Source organism: Pseudomonas sp. FP1742 (genome assembly GCF_030687145.1).
Taxonomy (GTDB): Bacteria; Pseudomonadota; Gammaproteobacteria; order Pseudomonadales; family Pseudomonadaceae; genus Aquipseudomonas; species Aquipseudomonas frederiksbergensis_D.
In genome coordinates this window covers 1,835,715-1,849,951 of record NZ_CP117460.1, presented here as the reverse complement: position 1 = coordinate 1,849,951, position 14,237 = coordinate 1,835,715, and the positions used below count along the sequence as shown (strand labels likewise).

Genomic DNA, 14,237 nt, shown 5'->3' with positions numbered 1-14,237 from the left:
CCGCTTAAGATCGAACAAACCGGCCTCAAGCCAGTTCGTCCAGCAATTTGAGCAAGGTTTCACGCTTCTCGGCCCCCAGACGGTCGATCAACCGCTGCTGCGCCGCTTCCCAGGCCGGCAAGGCCGCTGCCAGACGTTCGCGCCCTGTCTCGGTGAGCAGGACGATGCGATTGCGCATGTCCTCGCCCTCGATCAGCGTCACCAGGCCTTCCCCCTCAAGCACCCGCAAATTGCGCCCCAAGGTGCTGCGATCCAGACCCATGGCCTCGGCCAGAGACGAGATGCTCGGCTGGTCGAGACGCTGCAGATTGCACAGCAGAGAATACTGGGCAACGTTGATCCCGAAGCCGTCGAGAGCGCCGTCGTAATACCTGCTGACGCCACGAGCGGCGCGACGCAGGTTAGTGCACAAACATTGAGAAGGAAGCATGGTGCGTGTATATACCCGCGGTTAAATGAAAGCAAATTTTTCGACACATTTTACCCGTAGGGACGAGAATTCAGAGCAGCGCCAATCCCACCAGCAGCGCCACTTCCAGCAACTCCAGCAACGCCCCGGCAGTGTCGCCAGTCGTCCCGCCCAATCGCCGCATCATGACTTGCCGCAACCAGACAAACACCACCACTGCCAGCGCGAGCGCCCATACACCGCTGAGGCCCGCGATCAACACACAAGCCACCGCGCTGATCGCCAACACCTGTTTCCCGGCCAAACGCGGCAGATGATCGGCCAGCGCCTGTCCCAATCCACCAGGACGCACATAAGGCGTGGTCAGGAATAATCCCAACAGCGCGCTGCGAGCAATCAGTGGAACGATGATCAGCACCACGCTGTGCTGCTCGATCAACGCCAGCAACGCGGCGAACTTGAGCAGCAACACCAACACCAGCGTCACCACGGCGATCGGCCCGCTGCGCGGGTCTTTCATGATCGTCAGGGTTCGCTCGCGGTCGCCGTAACCACCGAGCCAGGCATCGGCGCTATCGGCCAGGCCATCCAGGTGCAACGCACCGCTGAGCACGACCCAAACACTCAGCAGCAGCGCGGCGTGAAGCAACAATGGCGTACCCAGCAATAGCCAATTCAGTCCCCACAGAATCACGCCGAACAGCAAACCGACCAGCGGATAAAACAACAACGACCGGCCCAACTCCTCGGGCGTCGGCATGCCCGGCAGACGAATCGGCAGGCTGCTCAGAAATTGCAGGGCGATCCGGAACGGCAACATGATCAGATCACTTCCCTTAACGAGACGCCGGGTTCGACCGACAGCGAGAACAACGCGCCATGGCCAACCTCAACGTTGAGCAGCTGTTCACGCGGCAATCCGCGCGCTTGCGCCAGCAACAAGCGCATGACGCCGCCATGGCTGATCAGCAAGATTCGCTCCCCTGCATAGGCCGCATGCAGCCGTTCGATGGCCGCCAACACTCGCGCAGAAAAGTCCGCCACCGGCTCACCGTCGGGCGGTGTGAACGAATAGGGGTCGGCCCAGAACAAGCCCAATGCCTCGGCGCTGGTTTCCATCAACGCCGCCGCGCTGTGCCCCTCCCAGGCGCCGAAGTGCAGCTCTTGCAGATCCTTTTCCAGCTGAACCGGCAAACACAGTTGCGCCCCAAGCTCTTGCGCGAAGCGGGCGCAACGCTGCAACGGCGAGCTGACCAAACGATCCCAAGGCCCCTGCTCGACCACCGCCGCGCGCATCTGCTCCCAGCCCTTGCCGGTCAGCGCATCGTCAAGGCTGCCGCGCAGACCACCACCGAGCTCGGTTTCGCCATGACGCAACAGGTCCAGGCGCAAGGTCATGCCGGGCGGTCCGCCACCGCCGCTTCGGCGAATGTTGCCATCTGCCCATGAAGGTCGCAGGCCAGACGCAGCAAGGGCACGGCCAACGCCGCACCGCTGCCCTCGCCCAACCGCAGGCCGAGGTCCAGCAACGGTTCGGCGTTCAGGGTTTCCAGCACATGACGATGGCCCGGCTCGGCACCGCGATGACCGAACAGCAACCACTCCCGGCAGGCCGGATTCAGACGCACCGCCACCAGCGCGGCGACACTGCAGATAAACCCGTCGACCAACACCGCGACGCCTTCCTGAGCACAGGCCAGATACGCGCCGACCAGTGCAGCGATTTCGAAACCGCCGAGGTTGAACAAGGTGTGCAGCGCATCACCCCGTTGAGCATCATGCAACGCCAGGGCCCGTTCGATAACCTGGGCTTTATGGCTGACACCCGCCGCGTTCAAACCGGTGCCCGGTCCGGCCAGATGCACCACCGGGCAATCGAGCAAGGCACAGGCCAGCGCGCTGGCCGCCGTGGTGTTGCCGATGCCCATTTCGCCACCGATGAACAACTGCGCACCTGCTGCGATGGCGCGTTGCACACTGTCGCGACCGGCCTGCAAGGCGAGTTCGCCCTGGGCCTGAGTCATCGCCGGGCCCTGAACGAAGTTCGCTGTGCCCGGGCCGATGTTCAGGTGCCGCACACCCGGCAGATTCAACGACGGCGTAACGGTGCCGAGGTCGACCACTTCAAGGGAAGCCCCCAACTGCCGCGCCAACACGCTGATCGCCGCGCCGCCGCTGACGAAGTTGTGCAGCATCTGCCCGGTGACTTCCTGCGGAAATGCCGACACGCCTTCGGCAACCACGCCATGGTCACCGGCAAAAATCGCAATCCACAGTTGCTCGAGGGTCGGCTTGACCCGCCCCTGCAACCCGGCCAGTCGCACCGCCACCGCTTCGAGCTGGCCGAGGGAGCCGGCAGGCTTGGTCAGTTGCTGTTGTCGCGCCTGCGCCTGTTCGACCGCTTGCGCGTCGCTCGGCTTGCACGGGTTCAGCCACCAGGAGTGAGTCATAACGCAGTTCCTTTCAAAGTCAGGGGCAGGCCGGCGACGGTCAGGACGACACGTTGGCAGCGCTCGGCCAAGGCTTGATGCAGCCAACCGGCTTCATCGACATAGCGGCGAGTCAATTCGCCCAGCGGCACGACACCCATTCCGGTCTCGTTGCTGACAAAAATGATTTCACCCGGCAACGACGCCAGGCAGTCCAGCAGGGCTTCGCGCTCGGCCGACAAACGCTCGGCGTCGTCGAGCATCAGCAGATTGGTCAACCACAGCGTCAGGCAATCGACCAACAGGCAACGGTCGGCACTGGCGGTTTCGCGCAGCACGCGGGCCAGCTCCAGTGGTTCTTCGATCAATGCCCACTCGACTGGACGACGGGCGCGGTGATGGGCCACCCGTTCGTTCATTTCACCGTCCAGGGGCTGGCTGGTGGCGATGTAGGTGACGTGAAGCCGACTGTCTGTCGCCAGTTTTTCAGCCAGGCGACTTTTGCCGGAACGGGCGCCGCCGAGGATCAGTTGCAGCATGGTTCATTCCTTCAAATGTGCGGTGAGGCGGCTTCCGTCTTCGCGAGCAAGCCCGCTCCCACAGTGGGCCGCGCTTCTTCAGGCAACACACTTTCTAATGTGGGAGCAGGCTTGCTCGCGAAGAGGCCAGCACATTCACCCTAAAACCCGCAGAGCTCACGCAACAGCGAGGTATCCAGATGCTTCTCCACCAGATCCGCCAACCGCTCGATATCACGCTCGCGCAACCCGTGGTAATCCACCTCCTGCACATCCTGCAAACCAGCCCAGCGCAACAGTGCACTGCACGCTGCCGGTGACTCGAACAAGCCATGCAGATACGTACCGAAAATCTGCCCGTCGACACTGTGCGCGCCATCGCAGCGACCATCGTCCAGCTGCACAGCAGTGTTTTCCAGTGCCGGCCCGGTGGTCACGCCGGCATGAATTTCATAGCCGCTGACCTGTGCATCCTCCAGCGCCAGACGCCCACGTACATTGCGCAACTGCTTCTCTTCTTCGAGCCGGGTTTCAAACGCCAGCAAACCCAAACCGGCACTGGAACCCGGCGCGCCTTCAAGGCCCAGCGGGTCATGCACCTGCTCGCCGAGCATTTGCAGACCGCCGCAGATCCCCAGCACTTTGCCGCCATAGCGCAAGTGCCGCGAGATCGCCGTGTCCCAGCCGTTGTTCCGCAGGTAGGCGAGGTCGCTGCGCACGCTTTTCGAGCCAGGGAGAATGATCAGGTCGGCCGGCGGAATCGCCTGGCCAGGGCCGATGAATTGCAGGTCCACTTGCGGATGCAGGCGCAGCGGATCGAAATCGGTGTGGTTGCTGATGCGTGGCAGGACCGGCACCACCACTTTTAGCACCTGGTCGGCCTTGTTGGCCTGACGCTGATCAAGGCCATCCTCGGCCTCAAGATGCAGGTCCATCACATAAGGCAACACGCCGATCACCGGTTTGCCGGTGCGCGCCTCCAACCAGTCCAGCCCTGGTTGCAGCAAGGCGATGTCGCCGCGAAAGCGGTTGATGATGAAGCCTTTGACCCGTGCCTGTTCGCTCGGCGACAGCAGCTCCAGCGTACCGACCAAATGCGCGAAAACCCCACCGCGATTGATGTCGGCAATCAGCACCACCGGGCAGTCCACCGCCTCGGCAAACCCCATGTTGGCGATGTCGCCGGCGCGCAGGTTGATCTCGGCCGGCGAGCCCGCCCCTTCAACCATCACCAGCGGATACGCCGCGCTCAGCCGCTCATGGGAGGCCAGCACCGCTTGCATGGCGATGGCTTTGTAGTCGTGATACGCGACAGCATTCATGGTGGTGACGGCGCGACCATGGATGATCACTTGGGCGCCGGTATCACTGTTGGGTTTGAGCAGCACCGGGTTCATGTCGGTGTGCGGTTCAAGGTTTGAAGCCTGGGCCTGCACCGCCTGAGCGCGACCGATCTCGCCACCGTCGGCGGTCACCGCGCTATTGAGGGCCATGTTCTGCGGCTTGAACGGCACGACGCGCACACCCTGGCGCGTGACCCAGCGACACAGCGCAGTCACCAGCGTGCTTTTACCGGCGTCCGACGTGGTGCCTTGCACCATCAACGTTGTCATGGGTTTTCCTTGGCATAGATTTGCAGGGCTTGTTCGAGGCGCGACCAGTGCGCTTCCTCCGCTGGCAAGCCAAAACGCACGCTGCTGTTGTGGGTGAACAACCGCAGCAGAATGCCGCGCCGGGCCATGAACTCATGCAGCGCTTCAGCGTGCTCGGTGATCAACCATTGGAACAACGCGCAGCCGCCCTGAGGCTTGAAGCCGTATTGCTCAAGCAACGACGCCAGACGCTCGCCAGCCTCGTCAGTGCGAATGCGCTGTCGGGTGTGCCCGTCCGTATCCGTCAGGCAAGCCTGGCCCAGCACTCGCGTCGGCCCGCTGACCGCCCAGGGCCCGACTTGTTCGGCCAGCAGTTTGAGCAACTTGCGCTCGGCCAGCACAAATCCCAGCCGCACACCGGCCAGGCCAAAAAACTTGCCGAAGGAGCGCAGCACGATCAAGCCGATCTGGTTGGTGGACGGCGCCAGACTCAAATGCGGCGTGTTGTCCATGAACGCCTCGTCCACCACCAGCCAGCCACCGCGCTGGGCCAGCCGCGAATGCCAATCCAGCAGGCGAGCCGGGGTCAGGCTCAGGCCCGTCGGATTGTTCGGGTTGACCACCACCAGCACGTCGAGGCTGTCGAGAAAGAAGTCGACTTCCTGTTCCAGCACTTCACGCACGACGTAACCGTTACGACGCCAGGCTTCGGCGTGTTCGGCGTAACACGGCGACAGCACGCCGACCTTGCCGGCCCGGCGCAAACGCGGCAGCAACTGAATCGCCATTTGCGAACCAGCCACTGGCAACACCTGAGCCGCACCGTAATAGTCGCAGGCGGCCTGCTCCAGACCATCATCGGTTTCCGGCAACCGCGCCCAGGCCCGCAGCGGAATGTCCGGCACCGGAAATGGCCAGGGCGCCAGGCCGCTGGACAGGTCGAGCCAATCGGCTTCGGCGATACCGTATTCAAGTGCCGCCTTGCGCAACCGGCCACCGTGCTCAAGCATAGAATTCAGCCCCCACGCAGAGAATCAGCAGCCATAACCATACCCCGCGCTGGACCAATTGCCAGCCACGGTCGATGGAATCGGCATCCGCCGGCACGCCTTCGCCCAGTTGCGGACGTTGATGCAATTCACCGTGATAAATCGCCGCCCCGCCCAACTCGACACCCAACGCACCGGCACCAGCCGCCATCACCGGCCCGGCATTCGGGCTGTCCCAGGTCGGCCCCTGGGTGCGCCAGCATTTCAGCGCCAGTCGGGTTTTGCCCAATAGTGCGTAGGTCAACGCCACCAGGCGTGCGGGAATGTAGTTGAGAACATCGTCGATCTTCGCTGCGGCCCAACCGAAACGCTCGAAGCGATCGTTGCGATAACCCCACATCGCATCCAGGGTGTTGCTCAGACGATAGAGCACCACACCAGGCGCCCCCGCCACGGCAAACCAGAACAGCGCGGCGAACACCGCATCGCTGCCGTTCTCCAGCACCGATTCGGTGGCGGCGCGGGCGACTTCGGTTTTGTCCAGTTCGCTGGTCTGACGGCTGACCAGATAGCCGACGCGTTCGCGCGCCTCGATCAGATCATCACTGCGCAGGGCCTTGGCCACCGGCTCGACATGCTCGCCGAGGCTGCGCATGCCAAGCGCGCAATAGAGCGCGAGAATCTCGACGATCCAGCCAACGTAAGGTGCCCAGGACAGCGCGGTGACCAGCAAGGTCAGCGGCACCACCGCCATCACCCAGGCCGTCACGCCGTGACTGCGCCAGCCGCGACCACCAGAGTTGAAACGTTGCTCGATGCGATCGGCAAAACGACCGAACCCAACCAGCGGATGCCAGCGTTTGGGCTCACCCAGCAGCGCATCCAGCGCGACCGCGGCGACACTCAACAACGCCACACTCATTGACTCACTCCCCAATAATTTTCATACAGCAACTCGTTGAGCGGACGCGCCTGCGCCCAGCCTTCGAGTACCAGCATCGGCGCCGGATAGAATTCCTTGACCGGCCCCAGGCAAAGAACGGCCAACGGCTTGGCCCCGCTCGGTAAACCCAGCAAATCCGCCAGGGCTTGTGGCTCGAACAGCGACACCCAGCCCATGCCCAGGCCTTCGGCGCGGGACGCCAGCCAAAGGTTCTGGATGGCACAGGACAGCGAGGCCATGTCCATTTCCGGCAGCGTACGCCGACCGAAGATATGCCGTTCACGGTCATCCATCAGCGCGGCAACCAGCACCTCGGCGCAATCGTTGATGCCTTCGACCTTGAGCTTCATGAATTCGTCGGAGCGCTCGCCGAGGGCTTCGGCGGTGCGGATGCGTTCTTCTTCCACCAGTTGCTGGATCTTGCCGCGCAGCGCACGGTCGCTGATGCGGATAAACCGCCAGGGCTGCATCAGGCCGACACTCGGTGCCTGATGTGCGGCTTCGAGCAGGCGCCGCAGTAACTCGGGCTCGACCGTGCCGCCGCTGAAGTGACGCATGTCGCGGCGTTCGCCGATGGCTCGGTAGACGGCTGCGCGTTCGGCTTCGGAAAAGGCGTTGTCCGTCATGGACTCTTCGCGGGCAAGCCCGCTCCCACAGGGTTTAGGTGATCCAATGTGGGAGCGGGCTTGCCCGCGAAGGCGGCATCAAGGTCCGGCACAAAAAGCGCAGCAATCGCCGATGGATTGGACGGAAAATAAAAATGCACATAAGAGGCCGTCATCCGCCCCTCGCGAAAAACCGCCTCTGCCCCTCGCCCGCCATTGGGGCTCAGGCCACGCGCAATCGGCTCAAGCTCGGTGCTGGTCAACGAGTGGTGATACGTGTGCCCACGCAGCAAACCTTCCGGCAATTCCACCGCCTGCAAGGCCAACGCAGCCAGCCGCTTCTGCATCACCGCATCACCGGCCAACAAACCGACCAGTTCAGCGCGAGTACCCTCGACATCGGTCAACGAGTCCAGCAGGTACAGCATGCCGCCGCACTCGGCCAGCAACGGTTTGCCCGCCGCGTGGTGAGCGCGGATGGCGTTTAGCATGGGTGTGTTTTGTGACAACGCCACATGGTGCAATTCAGGGTAACCGCCCGGCAGATACAGGCTGTCTGCTTCCGGCAATTCGGAGTCGCGGATCGGCGAGAAGAAAGACAACTCGGCGCCCATGGCCCGCAGCAGATCCAGGCTCGCGCCGTAGGTAAACGCAAAAGCTTCGTCCCGAGCCACGGCAATCCGCACACCGGCCAGCAACGGTTCGGCCGCGATCATTTCAGGCGCGGCGAATTCCACGGCCGGCGGCAGTGCCACGTCGCAACTGCTGGCCAGTGAGTCAGCCGCCGCATCGAGGCGCAGATCGAGATCATTCAATTCGCTGGCCTGTACCAGGCCGAGATGCCGACTCGGCAATTCGATCCCCGTTTCCCGGGACAGCGCGCCGTACCAGCGCAAGCCTTCCGTCAGGCTGCCTTCGAGCAACTGCGCATGCCGGACGGTGCCGACCCGGTTGGCCAATACGCCGGCAAACGGCAAATCCGGCTGATAGCGCGCCAAGCCCAGGGCCAGCGCGCCAAACGTCTGCGCCATGGCGGTGCCGTCGATCACGCCGAGCACCGGCACGCCGAAATGCCGCGCTAGGTCGGCGCTGGAAGGCGTACCGTCAAACAGCCCCATCACGCCTTCGATGAGGATCAGATCGGCTTCGCCAGCGGCTTCCCACAACAGACGACGACTTTCCTGCTCGCCGACCATCCACATGTCCAGTTGATAAACCGGCGCACCGCTGGCGCGCTCGAGAATCATCGGGTCGAGAAAGTCCGGGCCGCATTTGAACACGCGCACCTTGCGCCCCTGATTGCGATGCAAACGGGCGAGCGCGGCGGTGACGGTGGTCTTGCCCTGACCGGAAGCCGGCGCGGCGATCAGTACCGCCGGGCAATGACGTGGCTGAATCACAACTCGACGCCTTTTTGCGCTTTGATCCCGGCCTGGAAGGCGTGCTTGATCATGCCCATTTCGGTGACGGTGTCAGCCAGTTCGATCATCTCCGGTTTGGCGCCACGGCCAGTGACCACCACATGCTGCATCGGCGGACGGGCCTGCAAGTCGCTGAGCACCTGATCCAGATCGAGGTAACCGTGCTTGAGGGCGATGTTCAATTCATCGAGCACCACCAGGCCAATGGACGGATCGCTCAGCAGTTCGCGGGACACCGCCCACGCGGCCTCGGCGGCGGCGATGTCACGCTGGCGGTCCTGGGTTTCCCAGGTGAAGCCCTCGCCCATCACATGAAAACGCACTTGCTCCGGGAAACGCCGGAAGAACAGCTCCTCGCCGGTGCTGCTGCGCCCCTTGATGAACTGCACCACGCCGCACTGCATGCCGTGGCCCATGGAGCGCGCGAGCATGCCGAACGCCGAACTGCTCTTGCCTTTGCCGTTGCCGGAAAGTACCAGCAGCAGGCCGCACTCATTCGGCGAGTTGGCGATGCGTTCGTCGATCACGGCTTTTTTGCGCAGCATGCGCGCCAGATGGCGTTCGTCACGATCGGGGGTATCAGTCATGGGGGAGCTCTCCGTTGAGGCTGGATAACGGCGGGCAGGCACAAGAATAGACGGCAAGAAGCCTGGCATCGCCCACCGTGATGCCGCTTGGATGGATCAGGCCGGTCTCCGGGCTCATGAGCGGCGCGGGGCCAACTGCGCGCCTTCCCATGTCGACAGTCGACACAGTGGCTCAAGGCACAGTCTTCACTCATTTACCGTTGCGGGGGCAGCGCCGGGATCGTGATCGTTCTTCGCTTGAAGAAACTCACTCACCGGCTTCCCTGTTTCACTCTGTCGACCAAGGCCACAGAGCACCTGAAACAAGCCGCGAAGGTTAGAGGGTTGGGGGTGGAGCGTCAATTGAAGACGGGACACCAGTGAGCGAATAACTGCCGTCGATCAATTTACTGACGCCAATCTTGTGCCACACTGCCAGCAGTGATATCAAAGAGCCACAACCTCATAACACAATAACAAGGGTGAGCCACATGCAAGGCATGATCATCAGCAATCCGAAGCTGGAATTCCTGCGCCCGGTGCTGGAACGCTGGTTTGACTGTATCGACCGCTACAACGCCGTGCGCGGCGATAACGATACGCCTTACTGGTACGACGAAAGCGCCAACCTCGGCCTGCTCTCTGCCGCAGCCTGGATGGCGGAAATGGTCACGCTGCAGCAAACACCGTCGCGCAAACAGACCGAAGAAGGCGAACGCAACGCCCGCGCCGATCTGTTTATCGCTACCAGCGAAGAACGCGCTTACCTGCAGGCCACCCAGCGCTGGCCACGGGTCAATAGCCTGAACCTGACCCAGGCACTGGCGGACATCACCAGCGACGCGAAGCGCATCAGCTACGCCAGCGACCTGAAACTCGGCTGCCTGTTTGTCGCCCCGCAAAAAGCCCAGCACAGCGCCACCCCGGAAGAACTCCAGGACATGCTCGACGACCTGCAAAAGGAACACACCTGCGCCGTGGCCTGGTATTTCCCTTACGCCTACCGCAAGTTGCGCAATGAGGCCGGCAACTACCACCCAGGGATCGCCGTGCTGTTCAAGGAAGCCCGCGGCTGACCGGTTGAACCATCACGCAGCTACGCTTCTCTATGATTACGTCAATGCATTCATAGGGAAGATCAGTAATGCGCAAACCCCAGCTCGTGTTCATCATCGCGCTCGCCGGAGGGCTCGCCGCCTGTGGTGAAACCTCCAGCCTGCAAGTCTCGGACGGCACCGGACCGTCGCCCAAGCTGCCAGAACCGAACAAAACCCTGATCCCGACGGTGAACATCGCCCCGGCGATCGGCTGGCCTCAAGGTAAAAAACCCGTCGCCGCCGCAGGCACTCAAGTAGTAGCGTTTGCCGAAGGCCTCGAGCATCCGCGCTGGCTCTACGTGCTGCCCAACGGTGACGTACTGGTGGCCGAAACCAACGCGCCGGCCAAATCCGATGACAGCAAAGGCATTCGCGGCTGGATCATGGGCAAAGTCATGGGCCGCGCCGGTGCCGGCGTCCCCAGCCCGAACCGCATCACTCTGCTGCGGGACAAGGACCACGACGGCGTCGCCGAAACCCGCACGGTGTTCCTGGAAAACCTCAACTCGCCTTTCGGCATGACCCTGGTTGGCAAAGACCTGTATGTCGCCGACACCGACCGTTTGCTGCGTTTTCACTATGAAAACGGCGAGACAGCGATCAAGGCACAGCCAATCAAAGTGGTCGATTTGCCGGGCGGCACGCGAAATCACCACTGGACCAAAAATGTCATCGCCAGTAAGGACGGCAGCAAGCTGTACGTCACCGTGGGTTCGAACAGTAACGTCGGCGAAAACGGCATGGATCAGGAGGAAGGTCGCGCGGCGATCTGGGAAGTGGATCGCGCCACCGGCAACCATCGGATCTTCGCTTCCGGGATTCGTAACCCGAACGGCCTGGCCTGGGAGCCTCAGAGCGGCGCACTGTGGACCGCAGTCAACGAGCGTGACGAAATCGGCAGCGACCTGGTGCCGGACTACATCACTTCAGTGAAGGACGGCGGGTTCTATGGCTGGCCTTACAGCTATTACGGGCAACACGTCGATGTTCGCGTCGAGCCGCAAAACCCTGATCTGGTCGCCAAGGCCATTGCACCGGACTACGCGGTGGGCCCCCATACCGCGTCCCTGGGCCTGACGTTTGCCGAAGGCAGCAAACTGCCCGCACCGTTCACTCAAGGAGCCTTCATCGGCCAGCATGGCTCCTGGAACCGCAAGCCACACAGCGGCTATAAAGTAATTTTCGTGCCGTTCAGCGCCGGCAAACCGAGCGGACAGCCGGTGGATGTGCTCACCGGCTTCCTCAACGACGAGGAAAAAGCCATGGGCCGGCCGGTGGGCGTGGTGATCGATCAGCAGGGCGGCCTGTTGGTGGCCGATGATGTGGGAAACAAGGTGTGGCGCGTTAGCGCGGCCAAATAATGGGATGACTGCAACATGAAAACCCTGTGGGAGCGGGCTCGCCCGCGATAGCGGCAGGCCAGGCTAAATCAATGTTGAATGTGCCGACGCCTTCGCGGGCAAGCCCGCTCCCACAGGGGATCAGCGTTTACGACAGATCGTGAGGCCATCGCCCAGCGGCAACAACGACAGATCCACCCGCGAGTCATCCTTCAAGGCACGATTGAGCGCCTGGATGGCTCGGGTGTCTTCGCTCTCGGGATTGGCCTCAAGCACCCGCCCGCTCCACAGCGTGTTATCGAACACCGCCAGACCACCGACCCGCAGCAAACGCAGCGCATGCTCCAGATAAGCCGGATAGTTGGCCTTGTCGGCATCGATGAAAATCAGATCGAAGTGCTCACCCTGCCCCTGCTGCTCAAGCTGTTCGAGGGTTTCCAACGCAGGTGCCAGACGCAGATCGATTCGCCCACCCACGCCTGCTTCCTGCCAGTACCGTCGGGCGGTGGCGTTGTAATCGCCAGGGAGATCGCAACAGATCAGCGAACCGTCATCCGGCAATGCCGCCGCCATGCACAAGGCGCTGTAGCCGGTGAAGGTGCCGACTTCCAGCAACCGCCTGGCGCCAATGAGTTTGACCAGCAATGCGAGAAACTGCCCTTGCTCTGGGGCCACCTGCCAGCGAGCCATGGGCAGCGCCTGGGTTTCGTCACGCAGGCGCTTGAGCAGCGGCGTCTCCCGCAGGGAAACGTCGAGCAGATATTGGTAAAGGGAATCGTCGAGATTGAGCGTGCGAGCGGTCATGACAACCTCCGCTATGGATTATGTGCCAAGTGCTCGGGTTGCAAGATGCGCTTGGCGCTTAGATAAGCTTTCTGCCAGTAAGCTTTGGACAAGCTGTCCAGCTTGACCGTGCCGCCCGTGGCAGGCGCGTGGACGAAGCGCCCTTCGCCGACGTAGATTCCGGCATGGCTGACCTGGGAGCCGCCATTGGTGGCGAAGAAGATCAGGTCGCCGGTTTGCAAGCCTTCCTTGCCGACGTTGGGAGCCTGCATGCCAATCATCTCGCGTGTAGAGCGCGGCAAGGAAATGCCTGCGACGTCGCGATAGACGTAACCGATCAGCCCGCTGCAATCGAACCCGGAATCCGGCGTGTTGCCGCCCCAGCGATAAGGTGTCCCCACCAGACCGAGCGCGCGAAACAGCACGTCTTCTGCCGCAGGGGAAAAGGCTTGGGAGGAACCGAAAACAATCGGCGCGCGAACCACCGGCGCAGGTGGCGGTGTGCGGCTGGCGCAGGCGCTGAGCAGCGCTGCGAAGAACATGAGTGCGAGGCGGGCCGACATCGTCATAAACAGAACATCCTGATCTGGCTGCGGCTTTTTCTGTCGAAACGACAGAAAAGAAAACCGCCTGCGCAGAACGCAGGCGGTTTGCCATCAATAATAGATCAGGATTCTAGCGGCTACGCAGCAAACTTCAAGTAAGACTTTAACTTCGCCTTACAAGTCGTACGTTTACTTGCGTGCGGTGACCATTGTCGGGGCCATCGCGAGGGCGCGCTTGGCCTCGATGAAGGTCTTGCTCCAGTAGCTGTCGCCCAGGCTATCGACCCGGACCCCACCGCTTTTGCGGCTGCTGGAATGGATGAACTGGTTGTCACCCACGTAGATCCCGGCGTGACTGACACGACCGCGACGACCATTGGTGGCGAAGAACAGCAGATCGCCCGGCTTGAGGGCGCTGCGAGCAACCAGCGGAGCATCAACGTTGATCATTTCGCGGGTGGAGCGCGGCAGGTTCATGCCGGCTTCTTCACGGAACAGATAACCGATGAAGCCGCTGCAGTCAAAGCCTGCCTCGGAAGTGCCGCCGAAACGGTAGCGGGTACCGATCAGGGACATGCCACGTTCGAGGATGCTGTCGGCCAGAACCGGAAGCTGGTACGACTTGCCGTCGGCGAAGTCTGCCAGTTCTTTATTGGTGGCCAGCTCTTCCTGGAAAAGAACGGAAGAAGACTGCGCGGTAACTGAATTTGAAACCCGCTGTTGTTGCTCTTGCTGAGACACTGGAGAGTGAGCAGCGCAACCGAACAACAGGGTGACGAGTGCGAGAGGCACGAGGGGTGCGAAGCGATTTAGCATGGGCACGACCGTGGCTGATAGTTGTAAAGAAGCCGAGACTATGCCCGCTATCGACTTCATTTGCAAATTCAATCGATCTTTATGTGACTTATCGGTTTCTCGTTAGCATCTAAGCGCTTAAGCCCGTTCTAGACATTCGCGCAGCCTGCAGCCCTGTAGGAAAGCGGATTTTCTGACGCCTGGA

General features: G+C 62.0%; 16 protein-coding genes and 1 riboswitch. Of the genes, 2 read left to right on the top strand and 14 right to left on the bottom strand.

Annotation, left to right across the window (positions count from 1 at the left end; genetic code table 11):
- Positions 1-25 precede the first annotated feature (25 nt).
- The 11 genes from PSH64_RS08325 to cobO all read right to left on the bottom strand — a co-directional run bounded on the left by PSH64_RS08325 (position 26) and on the right by cobO (position 9,493).
- Positions 26-430: a MarR family winged helix-turn-helix transcriptional regulator gene (locus PSH64_RS08325; protein WP_105339765.1), complete on the bottom strand. Its 405-nt coding sequence runs from the start codon at positions 428-430 to the stop codon at positions 26-28.
- Between the two features lie 70 nt (positions 431-500).
- Positions 501-1,229, bottom strand: coding sequence for an adenosylcobinamide-GDP ribazoletransferase (locus tag PSH64_RS08320; RefSeq protein ID WP_305480426.1), 729 nt, complete (start codon positions 1,227-1,229; stop codon positions 501-503).
- Positions 1,230-1,231: 2 nt separating this feature from the next.
- A complete protein-coding gene (gene cobC, locus PSH64_RS08315; RefSeq protein WP_305480425.1) occupies positions 1,232-1,807 on the bottom strand; it encodes an alpha-ribazole phosphatase family protein in 576 nt (191 codons plus the stop codon).
- Entirely contained in the window at positions 1,804-2,859 is a 1,056-nt protein-coding gene (cobT, locus tag PSH64_RS08310; RefSeq protein ID WP_305480424.1) for a nicotinate-nucleotide--dimethylbenzimidazole phosphoribosyltransferase, read from the bottom strand. Before cobT ends, cobC begins: the two co-directional genes overlap by 4 nt.
- The gene (gene cobU / locus PSH64_RS08305) at positions 2,856-3,377 is read right to left on the bottom strand and encodes a bifunctional adenosylcobinamide kinase/adenosylcobinamide-phosphate guanylyltransferase (RefSeq protein ID WP_305480423.1); all 522 of its coding nucleotides are present in this window, start codon (positions 3,375-3,377) and stop codon (positions 2,856-2,858) included. Before cobU ends, cobT begins: the two co-directional genes overlap by 4 nt.
- A 140-nt stretch (positions 3,378-3,517) precedes the next feature.
- Positions 3,518-4,969, bottom strand: a complete 1,452-nt coding sequence (locus PSH64_RS08300) for a cobyric acid synthase (RefSeq protein WP_305480422.1) — start codon at positions 4,967-4,969, stop codon at positions 3,518-3,520.
- Positions 4,966-5,958 (bottom strand): threonine-phosphate decarboxylase CobD, encoded by a 993-nt coding sequence (gene cobD, locus PSH64_RS08295; protein ID WP_305480421.1) that lies wholly within the window; start codon positions 5,956-5,958, stop codon positions 4,966-4,968. The genes PSH64_RS08300 and cobD overlap by 4 nt, the downstream gene beginning before the upstream one ends.
- Entirely contained in the window at positions 5,951-6,859 is a 909-nt protein-coding gene (gene cbiB, locus PSH64_RS08290) for an adenosylcobinamide-phosphate synthase CbiB (protein ID WP_105339772.1), read from the bottom strand. Before cbiB ends, cobD begins: the two co-directional genes overlap by 8 nt.
- The gene (gene bluB, locus PSH64_RS08285; protein ID WP_105339773.1) at positions 6,856-7,506 is read right to left on the bottom strand and encodes a 5,6-dimethylbenzimidazole synthase; all 651 of its coding nucleotides are present in this window, start codon (positions 7,504-7,506) and stop codon (positions 6,856-6,858) included. The genes cbiB and bluB overlap by 4 nt, the downstream gene beginning before the upstream one ends.
- A complete protein-coding gene (locus tag PSH64_RS08280) occupies positions 7,503-8,885 on the bottom strand; it encodes a cobyrinate a,c-diamide synthase (protein WP_305480420.1) in 1,383 nt (460 codons plus the stop codon). The genes bluB and PSH64_RS08280 overlap by 4 nt, the downstream gene beginning before the upstream one ends.
- A complete protein-coding gene (gene cobO, locus PSH64_RS08275) occupies positions 8,882-9,493 on the bottom strand; it encodes a cob(I)yrinic acid a,c-diamide adenosyltransferase (RefSeq protein ID WP_007936078.1) in 612 nt (203 codons plus the stop codon). Before cobO ends, PSH64_RS08280 begins: the two co-directional genes overlap by 4 nt.
- 81 nt (positions 9,494-9,574) lie before the next feature.
- Positions 9,575-9,809: riboswitch (cobalamin riboswitch) on the bottom strand.
- Between the two features lie 154 nt (positions 9,810-9,963).
- On the opposite strand from cobO, the gene PSH64_RS08270 reads away from it, so the two are divergent.
- Complete coding sequence (locus tag PSH64_RS08270; protein WP_305480419.1) at positions 9,964-10,548, top strand: hypothetical protein; 585 nt, start codon at positions 9,964-9,966, stop codon at positions 10,546-10,548.
- Between the two features lie 68 nt (positions 10,549-10,616).
- Complete coding sequence (locus PSH64_RS08265; RefSeq protein WP_305480418.1) at positions 10,617-11,930, top strand: sorbosone dehydrogenase family protein; 1,314 nt, start codon at positions 10,617-10,619, stop codon at positions 11,928-11,930.
- Between the two features lie 120 nt (positions 11,931-12,050).
- Here the strand turns inward: PSH64_RS08265 and PSH64_RS08260 are convergent, their stop codons facing one another.
- The 3 genes from PSH64_RS08260 to PSH64_RS08250 form a co-directional block, all read right to left on the bottom strand.
- Entirely contained in the window at positions 12,051-12,713 is a 663-nt protein-coding gene (locus PSH64_RS08260; RefSeq protein ID WP_305480417.1) for an O-methyltransferase, read from the bottom strand.
- Positions 12,714-12,724: 11 nt separating this feature from the next.
- Entirely contained in the window at positions 12,725-13,261 is a 537-nt protein-coding gene (locus PSH64_RS08255) for a C40 family peptidase (protein ID WP_305480416.1), read from the bottom strand.
- A 165-nt stretch (positions 13,262-13,426) separates the two neighbouring features.
- Entirely contained in the window at positions 13,427-14,053 is a 627-nt protein-coding gene (locus PSH64_RS08250; RefSeq protein WP_105339778.1) for a C40 family peptidase, read from the bottom strand.
- Positions 14,054-14,237 lie beyond the last annotated feature (184 nt).

Excerpts from the sequence above, each read along its gene's own strand:
- cobT (WP_305480424.1), bottom strand. The coding sequence starts at position 2,859 with ATGACTCACTCCTGGTGGCTGAACCCGTGCAAGCCGAGCGACGCGCAA.
- PSH64_RS08250 (WP_105339778.1), bottom strand. The coding sequence starts at position 14,053 with ATGCTAAATCGCTTCGCACCCCTCGTGCCTCTCGCACTCGTCACCCTG.
- PSH64_RS08270 (WP_305480419.1), top strand. The coding sequence starts at position 9,964 with ATGCAAGGCATGATCATCAGCAATCCGAAGCTGGAATTCCTGCGCCCG.
- PSH64_RS08300 (WP_305480422.1), bottom strand. The coding sequence starts at position 4,969 with ATGACAACGTTGATGGTGCAAGGCACCACGTCGGACGCCGGTAAAAGC.
- cobU (WP_305480423.1), bottom strand. The coding sequence starts at position 3,377 with ATGCTGCAACTGATCCTCGGCGGCGCCCGTTCCGGCAAAAGTCGCCTG.
- PSH64_RS08325 (WP_105339765.1), bottom strand. The coding sequence starts at position 430 with ATGCTTCCTTCTCAATGTTTGTGCACTAACCTGCGTCGCGCCGCTCGT.
- bluB (WP_105339773.1), bottom strand. The coding sequence starts at position 7,506 with ATGACGGACAACGCCTTTTCCGAAGCCGAACGCGCAGCCGTCTACCGA.
- cbiB (WP_105339772.1), bottom strand. The coding sequence starts at position 6,859 with ATGAGTGTGGCGTTGTTGAGTGTCGCCGCGGTCGCGCTGGATGCGCTG.
- cobO (WP_007936078.1), bottom strand. The coding sequence starts at position 9,493 with ATGACTGATACCCCCGATCGTGACGAACGCCATCTGGCGCGCATGCTG.
- PSH64_RS08265 (WP_305480418.1), top strand. The coding sequence starts at position 10,617 with ATGCGCAAACCCCAGCTCGTGTTCATCATCGCGCTCGCCGGAGGGCTC.
- PSH64_RS08320 (WP_305480426.1), bottom strand. The coding sequence starts at position 1,229 with ATGTTGCCGTTCCGGATCGCCCTGCAATTTCTGAGCAGCCTGCCGATT.
- PSH64_RS08260 (WP_305480417.1), bottom strand. The coding sequence starts at position 12,713 with ATGACCGCTCGCACGCTCAATCTCGACGATTCCCTTTACCAATATCTG.
- cobC (WP_305480425.1), bottom strand. The coding sequence starts at position 1,807 with ATGACCTTGCGCCTGGACCTGTTGCGTCATGGCGAAACCGAGCTCGGT.
- cobD (WP_305480421.1), bottom strand. The coding sequence starts at position 5,958 with ATGCTTGAGCACGGTGGCCGGTTGCGCAAGGCGGCACTTGAATACGGT.
- PSH64_RS08255 (WP_305480416.1), bottom strand. The coding sequence starts at position 13,261 with ATGACGATGTCGGCCCGCCTCGCACTCATGTTCTTCGCAGCGCTGCTC.